This window comes from Oceanihabitans sediminis (genome assembly GCF_003337215.1).
Taxonomy (GTDB): Bacteria; Bacteroidota; Bacteroidia; order Flavobacteriales; family Flavobacteriaceae; genus Oceanihabitans; species Oceanihabitans sediminis.
Map to the genome: position 1 here is coordinate 866269 of NZ_QPIG01000001.1, position 17685 is coordinate 883953.

Annotated in this window: 14 protein-coding genes; 10 read left to right on the forward strand and 4 right to left on the reverse strand. The window is 33.4% G+C overall.

The window, feature by feature from the left end:
• The first annotated feature begins 71 nt into the window (after nucleotides 1-71).
• The 4 genes from DU428_RS03885 (at nucleotide 72) to DU428_RS03900 (ending at nucleotide 5734) form a co-directional block, all read left to right on the forward strand.
• Complete coding sequence (locus DU428_RS03885) at nucleotides 72-1166, forward strand: hypothetical protein (RefSeq protein ID WP_113965836.1); 1095 nt, start codon at nucleotides 72-74, stop codon at nucleotides 1164-1166.
• Between the two features lie 16 nt (nucleotides 1167-1182).
• Nucleotides 1183-3195 carry a CRTAC1 family protein gene (locus DU428_RS03890; RefSeq protein ID WP_113965837.1) on the forward strand — a complete coding sequence of 671 codons (2013 nt, stop codon included), beginning with the start codon at nucleotides 1183-1185 and terminating at the stop codon, nucleotides 3193-3195.
• A 241-nt stretch (nucleotides 3196-3436) separates the two neighbouring features.
• Complete coding sequence (locus DU428_RS03895) at nucleotides 3437-5206, forward strand: MutS-related protein (protein ID WP_113965838.1); 1770 nt, start codon at nucleotides 3437-3439, stop codon at nucleotides 5204-5206.
• An 18-nt stretch (nucleotides 5207-5224) separates the two neighbouring features.
• Nucleotides 5225-5734, forward strand: a complete 510-nt coding sequence (locus tag DU428_RS03900) for a hypothetical protein (RefSeq protein WP_113965839.1) — start codon at nucleotides 5225-5227, stop codon at nucleotides 5732-5734.
• Nucleotides 5735-5797: 63 nt separating this feature from the next.
• On the opposite strand, the gene DU428_RS03905 is transcribed toward DU428_RS03900, so the two are convergent.
• Nucleotides 5798-7888 carry a S46 family peptidase gene (locus DU428_RS03905; protein ID WP_113965840.1) on the reverse strand — a complete coding sequence of 697 codons (2091 nt, stop codon included), beginning with the start codon at nucleotides 7886-7888 and terminating at the stop codon, nucleotides 5798-5800.
• Between the two features lie 99 nt (nucleotides 7889-7987).
• Here DU428_RS03905 and DU428_RS03910 point away from each other — a divergent pair, with 99 nt between their 5' ends.
• The 3 genes from DU428_RS03910 (at nucleotide 7988) to DU428_RS03920 (ending at nucleotide 10656) form a co-directional block, all read left to right on the forward strand.
• Nucleotides 7988-9130 carry a methionine aminotransferase gene (locus DU428_RS03910; protein WP_113965841.1) on the forward strand — a complete coding sequence of 381 codons (1143 nt, stop codon included), beginning with the start codon at nucleotides 7988-7990 and terminating at the stop codon, nucleotides 9128-9130.
• A 62-nt stretch (nucleotides 9131-9192) separates the two neighbouring features.
• Nucleotides 9193-9744 (forward strand): hypothetical protein, encoded by a 552-nt coding sequence (locus DU428_RS03915; protein ID WP_113965842.1) that lies wholly within the window; start codon nucleotides 9193-9195, stop codon nucleotides 9742-9744.
• Nucleotides 9745-9873: 129 nt separating this feature from the next.
• A complete protein-coding gene (locus tag DU428_RS03920; protein WP_113965843.1) occupies nucleotides 9874-10656 on the forward strand; it encodes an amidohydrolase in 783 nt (260 codons plus the stop codon).
• Here the strand turns inward: DU428_RS03920 and DU428_RS03925 are convergent.
• The gene (locus DU428_RS03925; protein ID WP_113965844.1) at nucleotides 10640-12250 is read right to left on the reverse strand and encodes an Ig-like domain-containing protein; all 1611 of its coding nucleotides are present in this window, start codon (nucleotides 12248-12250) and stop codon (nucleotides 10640-10642) included. The two genes, DU428_RS03920 and DU428_RS03925, sit on opposite strands and share 17 nt — an antisense overlap.
• A 53-nt stretch (nucleotides 12251-12303) precedes the next feature.
• A complete protein-coding gene (locus DU428_RS03930; protein WP_072348836.1) occupies nucleotides 12304-12984 on the reverse strand; it encodes a ComF family protein in 681 nt (226 codons plus the stop codon).
• Nucleotides 12985-13113: 129 nt separating this feature from the next.
• On the opposite strand from DU428_RS03930, the gene DU428_RS03935 reads away from it, so the two are divergent.
• The 3 genes from DU428_RS03935 (at nucleotide 13114) to DU428_RS03940 (ending at nucleotide 15607) form a co-directional block, all read left to right on the forward strand.
• On the forward strand, nucleotides 13114-13698 hold the full coding sequence (locus DU428_RS03935; protein ID WP_113965845.1) for a hypothetical protein: 585 nt from the start codon (nucleotides 13114-13116) through the stop codon (nucleotides 13696-13698).
• Between the two features lie 168 nt (nucleotides 13699-13866).
• Entirely contained in the window at nucleotides 13867-13998 is a 132-nt protein-coding gene (locus DU428_RS13580; protein WP_262510470.1) for a hypothetical protein, read from the forward strand.
• Nucleotides 13999-14062: 64 nt separating this feature from the next.
• Nucleotides 14063-15607, forward strand: a complete 1545-nt coding sequence (locus DU428_RS03940) for a glycine--tRNA ligase (protein ID WP_072347414.1) — start codon at nucleotides 14063-14065, stop codon at nucleotides 15605-15607.
• 88 nt (nucleotides 15608-15695) lie between these two features.
• On the opposite strand, the gene DU428_RS03945 is transcribed toward DU428_RS03940, so the two are convergent.
• Nucleotides 15696-17675 carry a heavy metal translocating P-type ATPase gene (locus tag DU428_RS03945; protein WP_072347412.1) on the reverse strand — a complete coding sequence of 660 codons (1980 nt, stop codon included), beginning with the start codon at nucleotides 17673-17675 and terminating at the stop codon, nucleotides 15696-15698.
• Between the last annotated feature and the right edge of the window lie 10 nt (nucleotides 17676-17685).

Genomic DNA, 17685 nt, shown 5'->3' on the forward strand with positions numbered 1-17685 from the left:
TTTATTGTTTTAGTATATTTTTCATTTTAAATATAGCTTTTTCTTATATTGTGTAGGAAACTTATGTTTATATGAAAAATATACTAGCAATAAGGTTTGTTTTCCTTATTTTTTTAACAGCTTTAATATCCTGTTCTCATGATGACCCTCATGGGGAATATGTATCCTACGAATCTCCAGTAAACTATGATTTAGAAGCATTTCCTTATGAAAAATTATCGGATTATAATTTTTTTAAAGGGGATTTGCAAAATCAAGATCCTGTAATAGGCGTTGTACCCTATAAGCCTATTTCTTCTCTTTTTACGGATTATGCAAAAAAGATGCGATTTATCTGGATGCCAGAAAACAGCTCTGCTAATTTTGTATCTGACTATGAGGTTTTTGATTTTCCAGTAGGGACTATCCTTATTAAATCTTTTTATTATGATCATGTTTTACCCTCTGGCGTTACTAAATTTATTGAAACAAGGCTGCTAATTAAAAAGCCAACAGGATGGATTTTTTCTGATTATGTTTGGAATGAAGATCAAACAGAGGCGGTATTAGATACTTCAGGTAGTTTTGTGTCTGTTTCTTTTTTAGAAGCAGGTATTACAAAAACTACAAACTACAGGATTCCATCTGTGTCTGAGTGTATGACTTGTCATAAAGTAGGTAATATTGCTTCTCCCATAGGTGTTAAGCCACAAAATATAAATAGTAATTATACTTATCCTTCAGGAGATGTTAAGAACCAACTTCAAAAGCTCCAAGAGTTAGGTTATTTACGAAGTTTTAATACCTCCTCTATATCTACCGTTGTAGATTGGAAAGACTCCTCTAAGGATCTTTCGTTAAGAGCAAGATCCTATTTAGATGCTAATTGTGCACATTGTCATTCAGACGATACCCATTGTTCTTATAGGCCTATTAGGCTATCCTTTCATGATACAGAATATTCTTCTACTAACTTAGGATTATGTGTACTACCAGATGAAGATATTGATGCATCTTTGACGCATATAGTTTCGCCAGGAAGATTTGAAAGATCTGTACTTTCTTATAGGATGAATTCTACTGAGGAAAGTATCAAAATGCCTTTAATTGGCCGAAATTTAGTAGATGAAAGTGCCGTTAGTTTAATCAATGAGTGGATAGACTCTTTGACTGAAATCTGTGAATAACCCCAACCTTATACCTATGAAAAAAATCATCCTTCTTATTGCTTTATTTTATTGCGCTATCGTATTTGCCCAAGACAGTTGTTCTAGTGCACAAGTAATTACTGCAGGAATGCATACAGTTGCTACCATAGATGGTCCTGAAGGTGTAAGCTTAGTGTGTACCGGGAACCAAAGTGCAACTAATGCAGAATGGTTTCGTTATACACCAACCAACAATTACACCATTACAGTATCCACAGATTTAGATGTAAACGCAGGAGGCGACACTAGATTTCAAGTTTATAGCGGTAGTTGTGATTCCTTGGTTTGTCACTCAGGAGACGATGACGGAGGTTCTGGTTTTTTGTCAGTAGCTTCCTTTACTGCTTTAGCAGGCACTACATATTATATAGTTTTTGATAACCGTTGGAGTTCTGATGGATTTGATTTTGAGTTAACTGAAGGCGTTTATGTAGCTCCTTTAGTTTCTTTTGTTACAACTCCCATTAATAGTACGGGAACATATAAAAACTGTGTAGTAGATATGAATGGTGATTATTTAGACGATGTGGTTGCAATAAGTGAGAATCAAATACATATTAATTTTCAGCAATCAAGTGGAGAATTTATAGCTCAAGAATTCACAACTACCAATGCAGATTTCTTGCCTAGTTGGAGTATTGCTGCTGGGGATATTGATGATAATGGTTATAATGATTTAATGTATGGCGCTGGAAATGGTGTTACCTTTATGAAGGCCAATCATGATGGAAGCGCATATTTAGAAACTTCGGGTCCGGAGTATGTTTTTTCTCAGAGAACTAATTTTGTAGATATCAATAATGATGGATATTTAGATGCATTTGTTTGTCATGACGTTGGTCCAAATCAATTTTATTTAAATGATGGTAATGGTAGTTTAATACACAACCAAGGAGGATTAGGTGATTCACCGAGTGGAGGGAATTATGCTTCACTTTGGACAGATTATGATAATGATGGTGATATAGATTTATTTCTTTCCAAGTGTAACGGTGGAGGTGCTGCTGCATCCGCCAGATATAATCAACTTTATCAAAACGACGGATTTGGTAATTACAATGAAGTAAGTGAATCTGCTGGTTTAAACGATCCTATTCAAACCTGGTCTTCTGCTTGGGGTGATTTTGACAACGATGGTTGGATGGATGTTTTTGTTGGCGCTAGTACCTTTATAGATGGTTCCCATAAGTTGATGCATAATAATCAAGATGGTACCTTTACTGATATTACCAATGGATCTGGGATAGATACGTTTACTGACACGGGAATAGAGCATATAACACATGATTTTAATAATGATGGTTATTTGGATATTTTTACTGCGGGCAATAAAATTCTTATAAACAACCAGGATTTAACCTTTACGGAAGCCAATGTGTACTTTTCTGTGGGAGCTGTAGGTGATTTAAATGACGATGGTTTTCTAGATGTTTTTAACAGTAATGGGAATTGGTATAGAAACGAAGGTAACTCAAATAATTGGATTAAAGTAAACACTATAGGTGATGTAGATAATCCTAGCGGAAGTAATTTAAACGGTATAGGGGCAAGAGTAGAACTAGTAAGTGCATTAGGTGCGCAAATACGCGAAGTTAGATCTGGAGACGGGTTTAGACATATGAGTTCCTTAACAACCCATTTTGGTTTAGGCTCGGATACTAGTATATCACAAGTTAAAGTCATCTGGCCATCAGGTATAATTGATGTGATATATAATCCTGAAATTAATAGCACTTTAAATATTGTAGAAGGTTCTACATTAAGTGTAAATAGTTTTGAAAGTGATAACTTTATTGTATATCCAAACCCTACAGAGGAAAGAATTTTTATAAAGAATATAGATTTACGTACTACCCAAGTGCTTTTATACCGTATAAATGGACAACGTGTTTTTAATTTTAAAAAATACGAAGACCATATTAATGTACATCATTTACAGGCGGGGACTTATATTTTAACTTTGCAGCAAGGACAAAAAATATATCAACACAAAATTATCAAAGAGTAAGAGTGTTTTATGCATATCTATTAGTTGTCATATAGAAATACAGTATGTTATATTTTCCGGTTTCTGTATCTGTGTTGCATTTATGTTTTAGATTTATTTAGGTTTTGATAGGCGTTATTATTTGTTAAACAAGAACTATAGGTTAGTTTAGAGTAATTTTTATACTGTAATAAAGCTTAAGCTTGTATACATCCCAAGCAATGTCTTGGGATTTTTGTTTCTTTACATTTCAATCTTAGTTATGGAAAACCCGAATACATTTTATAAACAAGCGCTTGAACAACATCAAAAAGATGTTAAGCTATTGTTTCAAAAACTAACTACTTTAAGTGTCGCTCGACTACTTGTGTTTGTATCCACTTTTGTAGCTGTTTATTTTACTTTTAGCAATCTTCAAATCGCTGTACTAATATTAATAGCAGGAATAGTTGGCTTTGCTGTTCTTCTATCTAAATACACCGATTTAAAAGCGCAGCATCATTTAAAGAAGGCTTTGGTTGCTATTAATGAAGAAGAATTAAAAATAGCTTCCGGAGATTTTCATGATAGAGAAGATGGTTTACAATTTCAAAACCCTAATCATGCTTTTAGTTTAGATATAGATTTGTTCGGTAAAGGTTCTTTCTTTCAGTTTATAAATAGAACTGCTACCGAAGAAGGAGCAAAAGCCTTAGTGGCAGAACTTACTGCAAATAATATTACATCGATTGCATCTCGACAAGAAGCTATAAAGGAATTAGCTGAAAAACCTACATGGCGACAACATTTTTCTGCAGTTGCGAGTCTGATAAAAACAGAAACGCCGGCTTTACAGATAGTAGATTGGCTTAAAAACCACAGTTCCTTTTTGCCAAAAATCATTCGTGTTTTACCACTTGTGTTCACTGTTTGTTCTATAATGATCTTACTTTTAGCAATTTTTAATGTCATATCCTTTTTGTATGTTGGTTTTTGGTTGCTATTAGGTTTGGGGATATCGGGGGTTTATTTGAAGAAAATAAATATGCTTTCTGCAAATACAGATATTGTAAAAGACACCTTTAAGCAGTATGCTTCATTATTAGAGCAAATAGAATCAGCGAATTTTAGCTCTGCCTTATTAAAGGAAAAGCAAGCATATATTCAGCAAGAATCTAAAAAGGCTTCCTTTATTTTTCAGCAGTTTTCCAAAAATTTAGATGCTTTAGATAATCGAAATAATTTCCTCTATGCCATTTTTGCAAATGGATATTTTTTGTCTGATTTAAGAAATGCCTACCAGATAGAGCAATGGATAGCACAATATAAAACCACGGTAGCGCATTGGTTTGAGGTAGTTTCTTTTTTCGATACATATAATACTTTGGGTAATTATGTGTTTAATCATCCAGACTATGTTATTCCAGAAATTGTGAATACAAATGAAGTTATTCATGCTAAAGATTTAGGACACCCTTTATTAGATGCTTCCAAACGTATTACAAGTGATTTACTAATAGGCGATCAGCAGTTTTTTATAGTAACAGGAGCAAATATGGCAGGAAAAAGTACTTTTTTAAGAACCGTTTCCCTTCATATTGTTATGGCAAATGTTGGTTTGCCGGTTTGTGCTTCATCTAGTAAGTACAACCCGATAAAATTGATTACAAGCATGCGTACTAGCGATTCGCTAACCGATGATAGTAGTTATTTCTTTAGTGAATTAACGCGTTTAAAATTTATTGTAGACACTTTAAAAGACGATAGGTACTTTATTATTTTAGATGAAATTTTAAAAGGAACAAATTCTACCGATAAAGCAATAGGTTCCCGTAAATTTGTAGAAAAGCTTGTTTCTAAAAATGCTATAGGAATTATTGCTACTCATGACCTGAGTTTGTGCAAAATTGAAAAAGAATTAGAAGAAGTAAAAAACTATTATTTTGATGCTGAAATTATTAATGACGAGCTCTTTTTTGATTATAAATTAAAGCAGGGAATTTGTCAGAATATGAATGCAAGTTTCTTATTAAAGAAAATGGAAATTATTTAAAAACAAATAAAATATATAATGAAAACATTTCAATTTTTTAAAGTAGCATCGGTCTTTGCTATTTTATTATGTTTTTCTTGCGGAAGTACAGAAAAGGTAATTACAACAGACGGAAGAGTTTATGAACTAAAAGGGGGTAAATTCTATTCTAACGGAGCAGATGTTACGGAAGAATTATCAAGCGAAGAGAAAACAGAAATCCAAGAGATTTTAGATCAAAGATTGGCTTTTGAAAAAGAAGCTAAAGAAAAAAAAGAAGCATTAGAAGCAGCTCAGAAAAAAGCAGAAAAGGCAAGAAAGGAAGCTGAAAAGAAGCAAAAGGAGTTGGAGAAGAAAATGAAAGCAAAAGAGGATGCTAGAAAAGATTTCTTTCAGGCTAAAAACAAACTGAAAAAGCAAAGAGCTAAATATCAAAAGCGATTAGATAGAGGAAAATTATCTCCTGTTGCAATTGAGAAATGGGAAGAAAAATTAAAAGGTTTAGAGCAAGACGTTCAAGATTTAGAGCAAAACTTAAAACGTTATTAATAAGTGAAAATTATTATAAAAAAAGGCTAGAGTTTATCTCTAGCCTTTTTTGTTTGAAAGTAATTACTTTTTCTTTGGGTGTACTAATTTCATTTCATCGATTAGATGTTTTGCTCCAGCATATTTATCAACTATAAAAAGTACATAACGTAGGTCTACCATAATGTTACGGCAAATCTCTGGATCGTAATTCATATCACTCATAGTTCCTTCCCAAACTCTATCAAAGTTTAGTCCCACTAAGTTACCGTGAGCATCAATAGCAGGGCTTCCAGAGTTTCCTCCTGTTGTATGGTTTGTTCCTAAGAAACAAACAGGAACTTTTCCGTTAGTATCTGCGTATTGTCCGTAATCTTTGTTTTCGTATAATTCAATAAGTTTTTCTGGAACATCAAACTCATAATCTCCAGGAATGTATTTTTCTATAACACCATCTAAATAACTTACAGGGTTGTAGTAAACAGCATCTCTTGGCGAGTATCCTCTTACTTGTCCATAAGTAACACGAAGAGTACTGTTAGCATCTGGGAAGTAACGAGCGTTTGGTAAAGCTTCCATTAAAGCAGTCATATAATTTGTCTGTAATGCTGTAATAGGCTCGTTTTTCTCTTGGAACTCTTTGTCTACATTATTGTAAAAATCTTCAATCATAGGCTTTGCATATTTATATGCAGCATCTTTATTCAATTTTTTCAATACATCTTTAGGTTTTCCTTCTAAAAGAGCTAAAGCATCTTCTAGATTCGTAAAAGCCGTTTTTTCGTAGATAGAAGCATCTACATGATCATTATAAAAAGGCATTACATTGTTGAAAACCCCTTTATCTAAATCTGCGTCATAGTTTTTATGGATGCCTTTAAGCGTTGAAGCGAAGCTTTCTTTCGCTTGCTCAAATATTTCTGGCTTAGCAGTAATTGCTTGTTCCATTTGGTAAGCTCTAAAAGTCATTTGCATTAGCTCATTGGTAACTAAGAATACTTCAATAAAGTTTCTGCGTTTAATATTTACCGGAGCGAATTCGCTATATAGTTTATCAAATTCTGGTAAGATGTTTCCGTATTTGTCTTCTAAACCTTTTTCTGCTAAAGCCTTTGTGAATGTTGCTTCAAATTCACGTCTTTTTGCAACTGCATCACTTTTTTCTATTCCTAAGTTTTCTCCTTTCCATTTTTTCCAAGCATTAGCAATTCTTGCTTGTTTAGAAGCATATTTAATTCTTACCTCGTCACTTTCTTGCATTTTAGCATCAATAACTTCTAATGCAGCTTCTCGAATAGCGATATTTGTAGGGTTGAATTCTTTTGTAATATGTTCAATAGCTACTGCAGGAAGGTATTCGTCTGTTCTTCCTGGGAATCCAAATACCATAGTGAAATCACCTTCTTCAACACCATCTAAAGAAATAGGTAAGAAGTGCTTTGGCTTATAAGGTTTATTGTCTTTGCTGTATTTTGCAGGTCTGTTATTTTCATCTGCATAAATACGGAACATAGCGAAATCTCCAGTGTGTCTTGGAAATACCCAGTTATCTGTGTCACTTCCAAATTTACCGATACTGCTAGGTGGAGCACCTACTAAACGAATGTCTTCAAAACGTTCTGTAACAAAAAGGAAGTATTGGTTTCCTTTGTAAAATGATTTAATTTTTACGTCTTGCCAAGATTCTCTAGGCCAATTTTTCATGATTCCGTTACTGTTTTGGTCAATAACAGATTGTTTTTCTTTTTCTGTTAAATCATCACTTACAACAGCAAGAACTTCTTCTGTTACGTCTGCAATGCTAACAATGAATTCAATATATAAACCTTCATTAGGTAATTCTTCTTCTAGAGACATAGCCCAGAAACCATCTTTTAAATAATCGTTTTCTAAGGAAGAATGCGATTGGATTTGCCCGAATCCACAGTGATGGTTTGTTAAAATTAAACCTTTATCACTAATTACTTCACTAGTACAACCACCATTAAAGTGTCCGATGGCGTCTTTTAAGCTGGAGTTGTTTACATCATAAATGTCTTGCGCAGTAAGTTTACTACCAAGATTGGTCATTTCTGTTTCGTTCATACCTTCTAAAAGGGAAGGAATCCACATACCACCTTGCTGTGCAGAAAGGTTCATTGTTACTAATAGTAACAGGAGTTTAAAGAATTTCATAATTTAATTTTTTGAATAACTTCAAAGATAGAAAACCCAATTATAAAAGATGTTAAAAAGGTCTAAATTTATGTGATAAGAATTGTTTATATTAATAGCATGAAGCATCTAACTAAACTTCCTAATATAGGAACAAATATTTTCTCTATTATGAGTGCATTGGCAAACAAGCACGATGCCATTAATTTATCACAAGGATTCCCTAATTTTAAAAGTGATCCGCTTTTAAAAGACTTGGTTAGTAAAGCAATGCAAAACGGCTACAATCAATATGCTCCCATGCCAGGGAATTTAGAGTTGAATAAAGCAATTTCCAGAAAATTTGAAAGGCTTTACGGAACTAGTTATCATCCCGAAACCGAAATTACCATAACTGCTGGGGCAACACAGGCGATTTTTACTATTATCTCTGCTTTTATTAGACAAGACGATGAAGTAATTCTATTTAAACCTGCTTATGATTGTTATGAACCGGCAATAGAATTACATGGTGGAAAAACGATTGCTATACAATTGGCAGCACCAAATTATAGTATTGATTGGAATGCTGTAAGAGAAAAGGTGCATAGTAAAACCAAAATGATTATTATCAATACGCCACAAAATCCAAGCGGTACCGTTTTTACGGAAGCAGATATGTTAGCACTTCAAGATATCACGAAAAACACCAATATTATTGTTTTAAGCGATGAGGTTTATGAGCATATTATTTTTGACGGAAATAAACACCAAAGTGCCTGTTTGTATCCCGATTTAAAAGCTAGAAGTTTTATTACGGCCTCTTTTGGAAAAACCTTTCATAATACCGGTTGGAAAATGGGCTACTGCTGTGCAGCAAAAGAACTCATGGAAGAATTTAGAAAAGTGCATCAGTTTAATGTGTTTTCTGTAAATCACCCAATGCAAAAAGGGTTGGCAGATTATTTACAAGAGCCCAATCATTATTTAGAGCTCTCTTCTTTTTATCAAGAAAAAAGAGATTTGTTTTTACGTTTGATAAAAGATTCCAGGTTTCAATTTCAAGCAGCAAAGGGGACCTATTTTCAGGTTTTAGATTTTTCTGAAATCACCCAAGAATACGATGTGGATTTCGCAAAAAGATTGACTATAGAAAATAAAGTAGCTGGAATTCCACTTTCAGTTTTTAACGAAAACAATAAGGATGACAAGGTGTTGCGATTCTGTTTTGCCAAGACCGATGAGACGCTAAAAAAGGCTGCAGATATTTTAAATAATATTTAAAAATAATCCTCGCATTTGGCAGTGTTTTTGATTAGTATATAGCAACATAAAACTTATAAAAAATGCATACAAAAAAATATATTTTATCTAGTCTATTATTCGTAGCAACTGCTTTTGGTTTTGCGCAACAAATTGTATTGGAAGATGTGACTTATGAAGTAAAAAACGAAATTATTTTAAAAGAGGGTGTTGATGTAACTAATGAGTTGACAGAAGAGCAAAAAATGCAGATCTTCTCTAAGAAATCCGAGATCCAACAAATAGAAGTAGAAAAAGCAAAGCAGCTTGAAGCATTAGAAAAGGAAAAGCAGCAAGCAATAAAGAGGGCTGAAAAAGAGGAGAAAGAACGTCAAAAAGCACTTAAAAAGCAGGAAAAGGAATTAAAAAAGGCAGTAAAGAAGCAGAAACAGCTAGAAAAAGCTTTAAAGAAGAAAGAAAAGGCTCAAAATAGACTAGCAAGAGCAAAAGATAAATTAGCTCGTTCTGAAGCAAAATACGAAAAGCTAAAGAAAAGAGGTAAACTATCTCCTAAAGACGAAGCAAAATGGCTTAAAAGAATAGAAGGATACAACGAGGATGTTAGAAAGGCAAACAGAAACTTATCTAGATCTTAGTATATTTTTCAAGTAAAACTCTTATTCAAATCTAGGTATATGAAATTCATGTATCTAGATTTTTTATTTCCAAATATTGTGACTATTATTCCTATAGTATAATTATGTAAAACTTCGTACTTTTAAACTATGGAAGAAAATTTAAAAATAGCAGTTATTCAATCTGATTTGGTGTGGGAAGATGCAAAAGCAAATAGAGCACAATTCACAAAAAAAATACACGCCATTACAGAAGAGGTAGATCTTATAGTGCTTCCTGAAATGTTTACTACAGGTTTTACAATGCAACCAGAAAGAGTTGCAGAAACCATGCAGGGAGATTCTGTAAAATGGATGCAGGAAACTGCAAAAAGTAGTAAAGCAGCACTTGTTGGAAGTATCGTTATAAAGGAAGATAAAAAATTTTACAACCGACTTTTATTTGTGCATCCAGACGGAAAAACGGAGTTATATGATAAACGCCATACTTTCACCCTAGCTGGTGAGGACAGGGTGTATCAGGCCGGAAATAAAAAGATTATTGTAGCATACAAGGGATGGAAAATTTGTCCGCTTGTCTGTTATGACTTGCGTTTTCCTGTTTGGGCAAGAAATACCGAAGACTACGATATGCTAATTTATATTGCTAGTTGGCCAAAAATTAGGACCACTGCTTGGGATGCTCTTCTGAAAGCTCGTGCTATAGAAAACATGGCTTATTGCGTAGGTGTAAATAGAGTTGGATATGATGTGAACGACTATGCGTATTCTGGAAGCTCTGCAGTTTACGATGTTTTGGGTGAAAAAATCACAAATATCGCATTGGGTAAAGAGCAAACAGAAGTGGTGATATTAAGTAAAAGTCATATTAAAAAATATCGCGAAAGGTTACATTTTTTAGGTGATAGAGATGCTTTTAGTCTAAAAGTGTAAAGTCTATAATTGGATCCCAATTTGCACGTACTTCAATTTCTTCGTTAAAATGGCTTATTCGCTCTGGTTGTAATTTCTTCAGATAGTTTCCAGCATCGTATTTTCCATTTTTATTGCTGTCAAAAACCACACGTAGATAATATTTTCCAGGCTCTAGGTAGCTAAAATCTAAAGGTTCCTGCTTCGTGCTGTACTTTTCTGCTTTTACTTCTCCCTTAGCATCTGTTAACTGCGCAATTACAGGATATTTTGCATTGTATAATGTAACTCTTACATTACCATAATCGGCAAACTTCCTGGTGCTTAGATTAAAGTTTAGGGTATCGTTTTTATTTCCGAAAAAATCGACAAAGGCTTCCGGTAAAACCTGTACTTTATATCGGTTGGATTCCGTTTTATCAAAAGCAAAAGTATAGGTGTTGCTTAAGGTGTCAAAAGCAGTTTGGTAAGTTATATTTAGAGAATCTTTATCTAAAATAGTAAGTTTTTTTTCATCAAAATTCACCAAAGGTACATTAGCACTTATTTTAAAGTCTTCATTAAATCCAAGACCTCTTTTTGGGCTGGCTTCTATTATTAAAGTATCTCTAGGTTGTTCGCTTATTTTTACGGTAAAATCTTCCGAATATTTTTTATTCTTCACGGTAAAAAGCAAAGAGTCTGTATCTTTAAATCTTGGCTTGTACCAATAGTATAAAGAATCGGTTTTAGGATCTTTGGTTACCACCGATTTAAAATCTTGAGGAAGTTCTGAATTTATTTGGATTTTACTGTCTTTATAACCTCCTTGAAAGCCAAAAGCAATTTTTTCGCCCGAAATTAAGCGAGGACGTATTATAGAGAATTCAGCTTCTTCTTTAAATAATTTTAAAGTGTATGATGTGTCTGAAGGAACCGTTATAAAGTCTTGATGAAAACCAATTTTGTCTGTTTTTTGCTGAAACTTATTGTCTTCATTTGCATCTTTTAAAGCAACAAGCATATACTTTCCTGCTTTAATATTATCTATGCTAAATGTCGTAGTGCTATCTAAGGTGTTAGTAACATACTTAGGTAGTTTGTTATAAACTATCGAGTCGTTAAATGTGCTATCTACTTCGTATAAACGTACGGAAACAAATTCATCTGGTTTGCGTAAAGCGGCATCTAGAATCTCTCCTTTTACAGAAAGCGAGTCTATATAGCTTCCGGTAGAAATTACAAATTTATAGTAGGAGTAAGGGTTTCCTTCGTTATTATCCTGAATACTATTCCCGAAGTTAAAAGCGTAGGTTGTATTCGCAGCTAAAGTGTCATTAATTTTTATGGTAATATACTTGCTCGCAGTACCAAGTGGGGTAACTTCTGGAGCATTTTCCATTGGTGGCGAAATAATAAGCTGTTTCTGTAAATTTTGTATTTTTACGTACTCATCAAAATATATTTTAATTTCTTTTCCTGTAAAATTCGTGCTGTAATTTTCTGGAGTAGTCTTAATAATTTCAGGAGGTGTTGTGTCTTTTGGTCCGCCACTAGGGTTTCCTCTATTTGCACAACTTATAATAATCAAGCTAATTGTAAGTACAAAGAATATATTTTGAAGCTTATTACGCATTTTGTATCATGATTTGGTACAAAGAAACAACTTATTTGCCATTCTGAAAACACTCAATTAACTATTGCCATTGTAGCAATACTTATTTTAACATTTTTAGCTTTATTTAAAACTTCTATGCAAGCTTCCATTGTAGCGCCGGTAGTAATAATATCATCTACTAATAAGATATGTTTGTTCTCTATCTGTTCTGGGTTTTTAATAGTGAAAAGCTCTTGATTTGCCTGCCATCTAGCAAAACGTTTCTTCGTTACTTGCGATTTGGTGTTTGTTATTTTTATTAAGCAATTCTCGTTAAAGTCCGCTTGTAGTGCTTTGGCTATTTCTTCTCCAAATTTGGTTACTTGGTTAAAACCTCTTTTTCTACGTTTCTTTTTATGCAATGGTACAGGAATAACCACATCAATATTGTGGTAAGCTTCTATTTCTTTTAGCTCATTGCCCAGCCATTCTCCCAAGAAAACACCAATATCTTCATAGCCTCTATATTTTAAATTATGAATAAGTTGCTGTACAATGCCTTTTTTTTCAAACCACAGTAAGGCTGTTCCTTGTTCTATTTTTGCACGTCCGTAAAGTATTTTTTCTATGGCATTATTACCGTTAGAATGAAAATTTGTTACCGGTAAATTATGCCTACAGGTAGTGCAAATATGCATTTCATAATCTTTTAGAAGTGCATAACATGCAAAACAGACTTTCGGAAAGAATAAATCGATAATTGCTTGAAACATAGAAATAAACATACATAAAATATTGCAATCTTATAAATTAAATTGCTTTAACAATTATTCTTGCTACTCATCGATTAAAATGCGTATTCACAAAGTAATCAGCTAGTTTTGCATGGTAAAATAAATAATATGTTAGTTTTCCCTAAAACTTATAATAACAGATTAATTATTGGTGCGTTAGTAATAGTAATTGCTGGTTTAAGTACATTTAGCATTCTCAATTATAATTCATTTAAAAAACAAGAAGATTTCTTGAGGCAAGAAGTTCTTCTTATTCAAAATGAGTTAGTGGAAATGATGTCTATAAATGAAGATGTAACGACAGAAAATAAAACTATTGAAAATCAGTTAGAAGATTCTAAAACAAGAATACAATCTGTTTTAAATTATTTGACTGAAACAAAAACAGATGTATCATTATTATCTCATTATAAAAATCAAGTACAATCTCTTAAAAAAGAAAGAGAGCTTATTTTTAGTAAAATAGATTCGTTAGTACGAAATAATAAGCAGTTACAGGATCAGGTAGATGCTTCCTCCGAGCAATTAGATATCCAAAAATCTCGACTTTCCGCTTTAGCTGCAAAAAATAATAGCTTATCAAAATTAGTGAATAAGGTTGCTGCGCTTAAAGCTGAGAATGTTAAGGTTTCAGCACTTGCAAGCTCTCGCTCTATGGAAGTGATAGAAAGCAATACAACTTCCAACATTTAACATTTTGAAGTTTGTGCAACTATAGAAAGTAACGAGTTTACGGCTAAAGGAAATAAAAATATTTACGTACAAATTCTAGACTCAGATAATCATGTTGTTTCTCAACGAGGAACTCTAAAGTATCAAGGAGAAAACATAAGTTATAGTGGAAAAACCACTATTGAAAACATGCCGGAAACTATTAAAACTTGCTTAAAAATTAGTATTTTTGAAAATGAAGAACTTAAACCAGGAAGATTTCAGGTTCATGTGTTTCAAAATACAACATTAATAGGAAGTAACAGCATTGTATTACAATAAAAATTAACTAATAATTTAAGATAAACCATTCCATTAATATGGAGTGGTTTTCTATTTTTGCAATATGGCAAATCAAGACGATCAATTTAAAAAAGTAATCTCTCACGCAAAGGAGTATGGTTACGTATTCCAGAGTAGTGAAATCTACGACGGATTAAGTGCAGTTTATGACTATGCTCAAAACGGAGCAGAGTTAAAAAAGAACATTCGCGACTATTGGTGGAAAGCCATGGTTCAGATGCATGACAATATTGTGGGTATTGACTCCTCTATCTTTATGCATCCGACAACCTGGAAAGCTTCTGGCCACGTAGATGCTTTTAACGATCCTTTAATTGATAATAAGGATTCTAAAAAACGCTATAGAGCAGATGTTTTAATTGAAGACTATTGTGCTAAAATTGAAGGCAAAATAGATAAAGAAGTAGCTAAAGCACAAAAACGCTTTGGTGAAGCTTTTAATAAAGAAGAGTTTCTTTCTACAAACCCACGTGTTTTAGGATATCAAGAAAAAATTGATAGCATTCTAACAAGAATGGGAAAATCTTTAGAAGCTGAAGATTTAGCCGATGTAAAAGCACTTATTGAAGAATTAGAAATTGCAGATCCTTTAACAGGGAGCAGAAACTGGACAGAAGTTAAGCAGTTTAACTTAATGTTTGGAACTAAACTTGGTGCTTCTGCAGACACTGCAATGGATTTATATTTACGACCTGAAACCGCACAAGGAATTTTTGTAAACTTCTTGAATGTGCAAAAAACAGGGCGTATGAAAATACCTTTCGGAATTGCACAAACAGGAAAAGCTTTTAGAAACGAAATTGTTGCAAGACAATTTATTTTTAGAATGCGTGAGTTTGAACAAATGGAAATGCAATTCTTTATCAAACCAGGAACACAAAAAGAATGGTTTGAGTATTGGAAAGAAACTAGATTAAAATGGCATCATTCGCTTGGTATGGGAGTAGAAAACTACCGTTTCCATGACCACGAAAAATTAGCACATTATGCTGATGCTGCAACAGATATTGAATTTAAATTCCCATTCGGATTTAAAGAATTAGAAGGAATTCACTCTAGAACAGATTTCGATTTAAAACAACACGAGGAGTTTTCTGGTAAAAAACTACAGTATTTTGACCATGAAGAAAAAGCGAGTTATACACCGTATGTTTTAGAAACCTCAATTGGTTTAGACAGAATGTTCTTAGCAGTTTTCTCTAATTCTTTAGTGGAAGAAGAATTAGAAAACAATACCACAAGAACGGTATTAAAACTGCCAGCAGTTTTAGCACCTGTAAAAGCGGCAATTTTCCCATTAGTTAAAAAAGATGGTCTACCAGAAGTTGCAAAACAGATAGTAGAAGATTTAAAATGGGATTTCAACGTGTTTTACGATGAAAAAGATGCTGTAGGAAAACGTTATAGAAGACAAGATGCGGCAGGTACGCCATTTTGTATAACAGTAGATCACGATTCTTTAGAAGATGATTCTGTTACTATACGTCATAGAGATACTATGGAACAAAAACGTGTGAAGATTGCAGACTTAAAAGATATTATTAATGCAGAAGTAGATGTAAAACATTGGCTTCAAAAAATGCAATAATTCTAACGAAAGTAGAAATATAAAAAAACCCAAGAGATTCCCTTGGGTTTTTCTTTTTTAGAGCTTTCTGTACTTCAGAAAGCTATTGTTATAAGTATTTTTTATAAGCTAATAACCTTAGTGCGTTTACCACTACCACAATGGTTGAACCTTCGTGAAAAAGTACTGCAAGTCCGATGTTAGTTAACCCTAAGATGGTTACTGGTACTAGTATGATAACTACCCCTAAGCTGATAAAGAGGTTTTGTTTAATAATACGTTTAGACTCTCTACTTAAGCCTATTACAAAAGGTAGTCTTTCAATTTTATCCGACATTAAAGCTACATCTGCAGTTTCTAAAGCTACATCGCTTCCTGCAGCTCCCATTGCTATACCAACGGTGCTTAGGGCCATAGCTGGAGCATCATTTACACCGTCACCAACCATTGCAATTTCGCCATCTGTAGCTAGTAAACTTTCAATTGCCGATACTTTATCTTCAGGTAGCAGGTTCCCTTTTGCTTCTGTTAAGCCAATTTGCTTCGCAATAGCATCTCCAACATTTTGATGGTCTCCTGTAAGCATTATCATTCGTTTAATACCAATGGAAGTAAGTTTCCTTAAGGTGCTTGCTGCAGATGCTCTAGGAACGTCCATAACGCTAATAACACCAATTATTTTGTGTTCATATGCTACAAGCATCACGGTATGACCGCCCTTTAAGAGGTTTTCCATTTGAGAGATTGTCGCTTCAGAAACTTTTATTCCTTCATCTTGCATTAGTTTAAGGTTTCCAATAAAAACTTTAGAGCCTTTATATAAGGCGGTAATTCCTTTTCCTTGAATTGCTTCAATATCTGTAGCAATATGCTTAAAATCTAAATGATACTGCTCTTTAATTTCTTTTGAAATAGACTTAGCTAGTGGATGATTACTTAAACTTTCAACTTCTAAAACGATTTGTAAAAACTCGTTTTTATCAAAATTATTTAAAGGATTAATATTGGTAAGTTTCGGTTTTCCTTCGGTTAAAGTCCCTGTTTTATCAAAAGCAATGGTTGTTATGCTTCCTAAGTCTTCTAAGGCTTTTCCACCTTTAATCAAAACTCCTTTTTGGGCTGCTCTTGCAACACCACTAAGTACTGCACTTGGTGTAGAAATTGCCAATGCACAAGGACTTGCGGCAACTAAAACGGTTATGGCTCTGTAGAGACTTTCCTCAAAAGTTTCGTCGATTACAACATAGGCAAAGCATAAAAGAGTAACAACAATAAGAACGATTGGCACGTACCATTTCTCAAACTTCTTGGTTAATCGTTGTGTAGGAGATTTTTGTGTTTCTACCTCACTAACCATTTTTACTAGTCTTGCAACGGTAGAATCCTTGCTTAGTTTTAGTACTAATACTTCTATATTATTGTCGCCATTTATGGTTCCGCTAAATACAATATGACTTTTATCTATATGCTTAAAGTCCGGTAAGTTCTCGGTTGAAGCAATTGCCGTTTTATCTATAGGCATGCTTTCTCCTGTAATAGGTGCTTGGTTTATGCTACTGCTTCCGGTAATAATAACACCATCTGCAGCAATTTTTGTATTTGGTTTTACAACTATAATGTCCCCGACATCTAACTCTTCAATCGGAATTCTTTTGATGTTATTTCCCTTTTTAATTAAAGCTGTTTTTGGGGATAAATCGCTTAAGGCTTCAATAGATTTTTGCGCCTTATTCATTGCGTAATGCTCTAATGCGTGCCCTAAGCTAAAAAGGAATAAAAGTAAAGCTCCTTCTGCCCAACTTCCTATATAAGCAGCTCCAATTGCAGCTAGAATCATTAAGAAATCTATATCAAAACCTCCTTTAGATATTTTTTGATAAGCTTCGATACTTATAAAATACCCACCGAAGAAATAAGATAAGATATAACTAACTAATGCTGCCCAGGTTGGTAAATCGGTTAGTTTTTCCATAGAAAAACCAAGCACTAAAAAGATACCACAAAGTATGGAGAAATAAATCTCGGTTTTAGGTCCAAAAATTAAATTATGATGATCGTGTTTATGTGTTTCGGTTTTAGAATGGTTCATTTTAATGTAT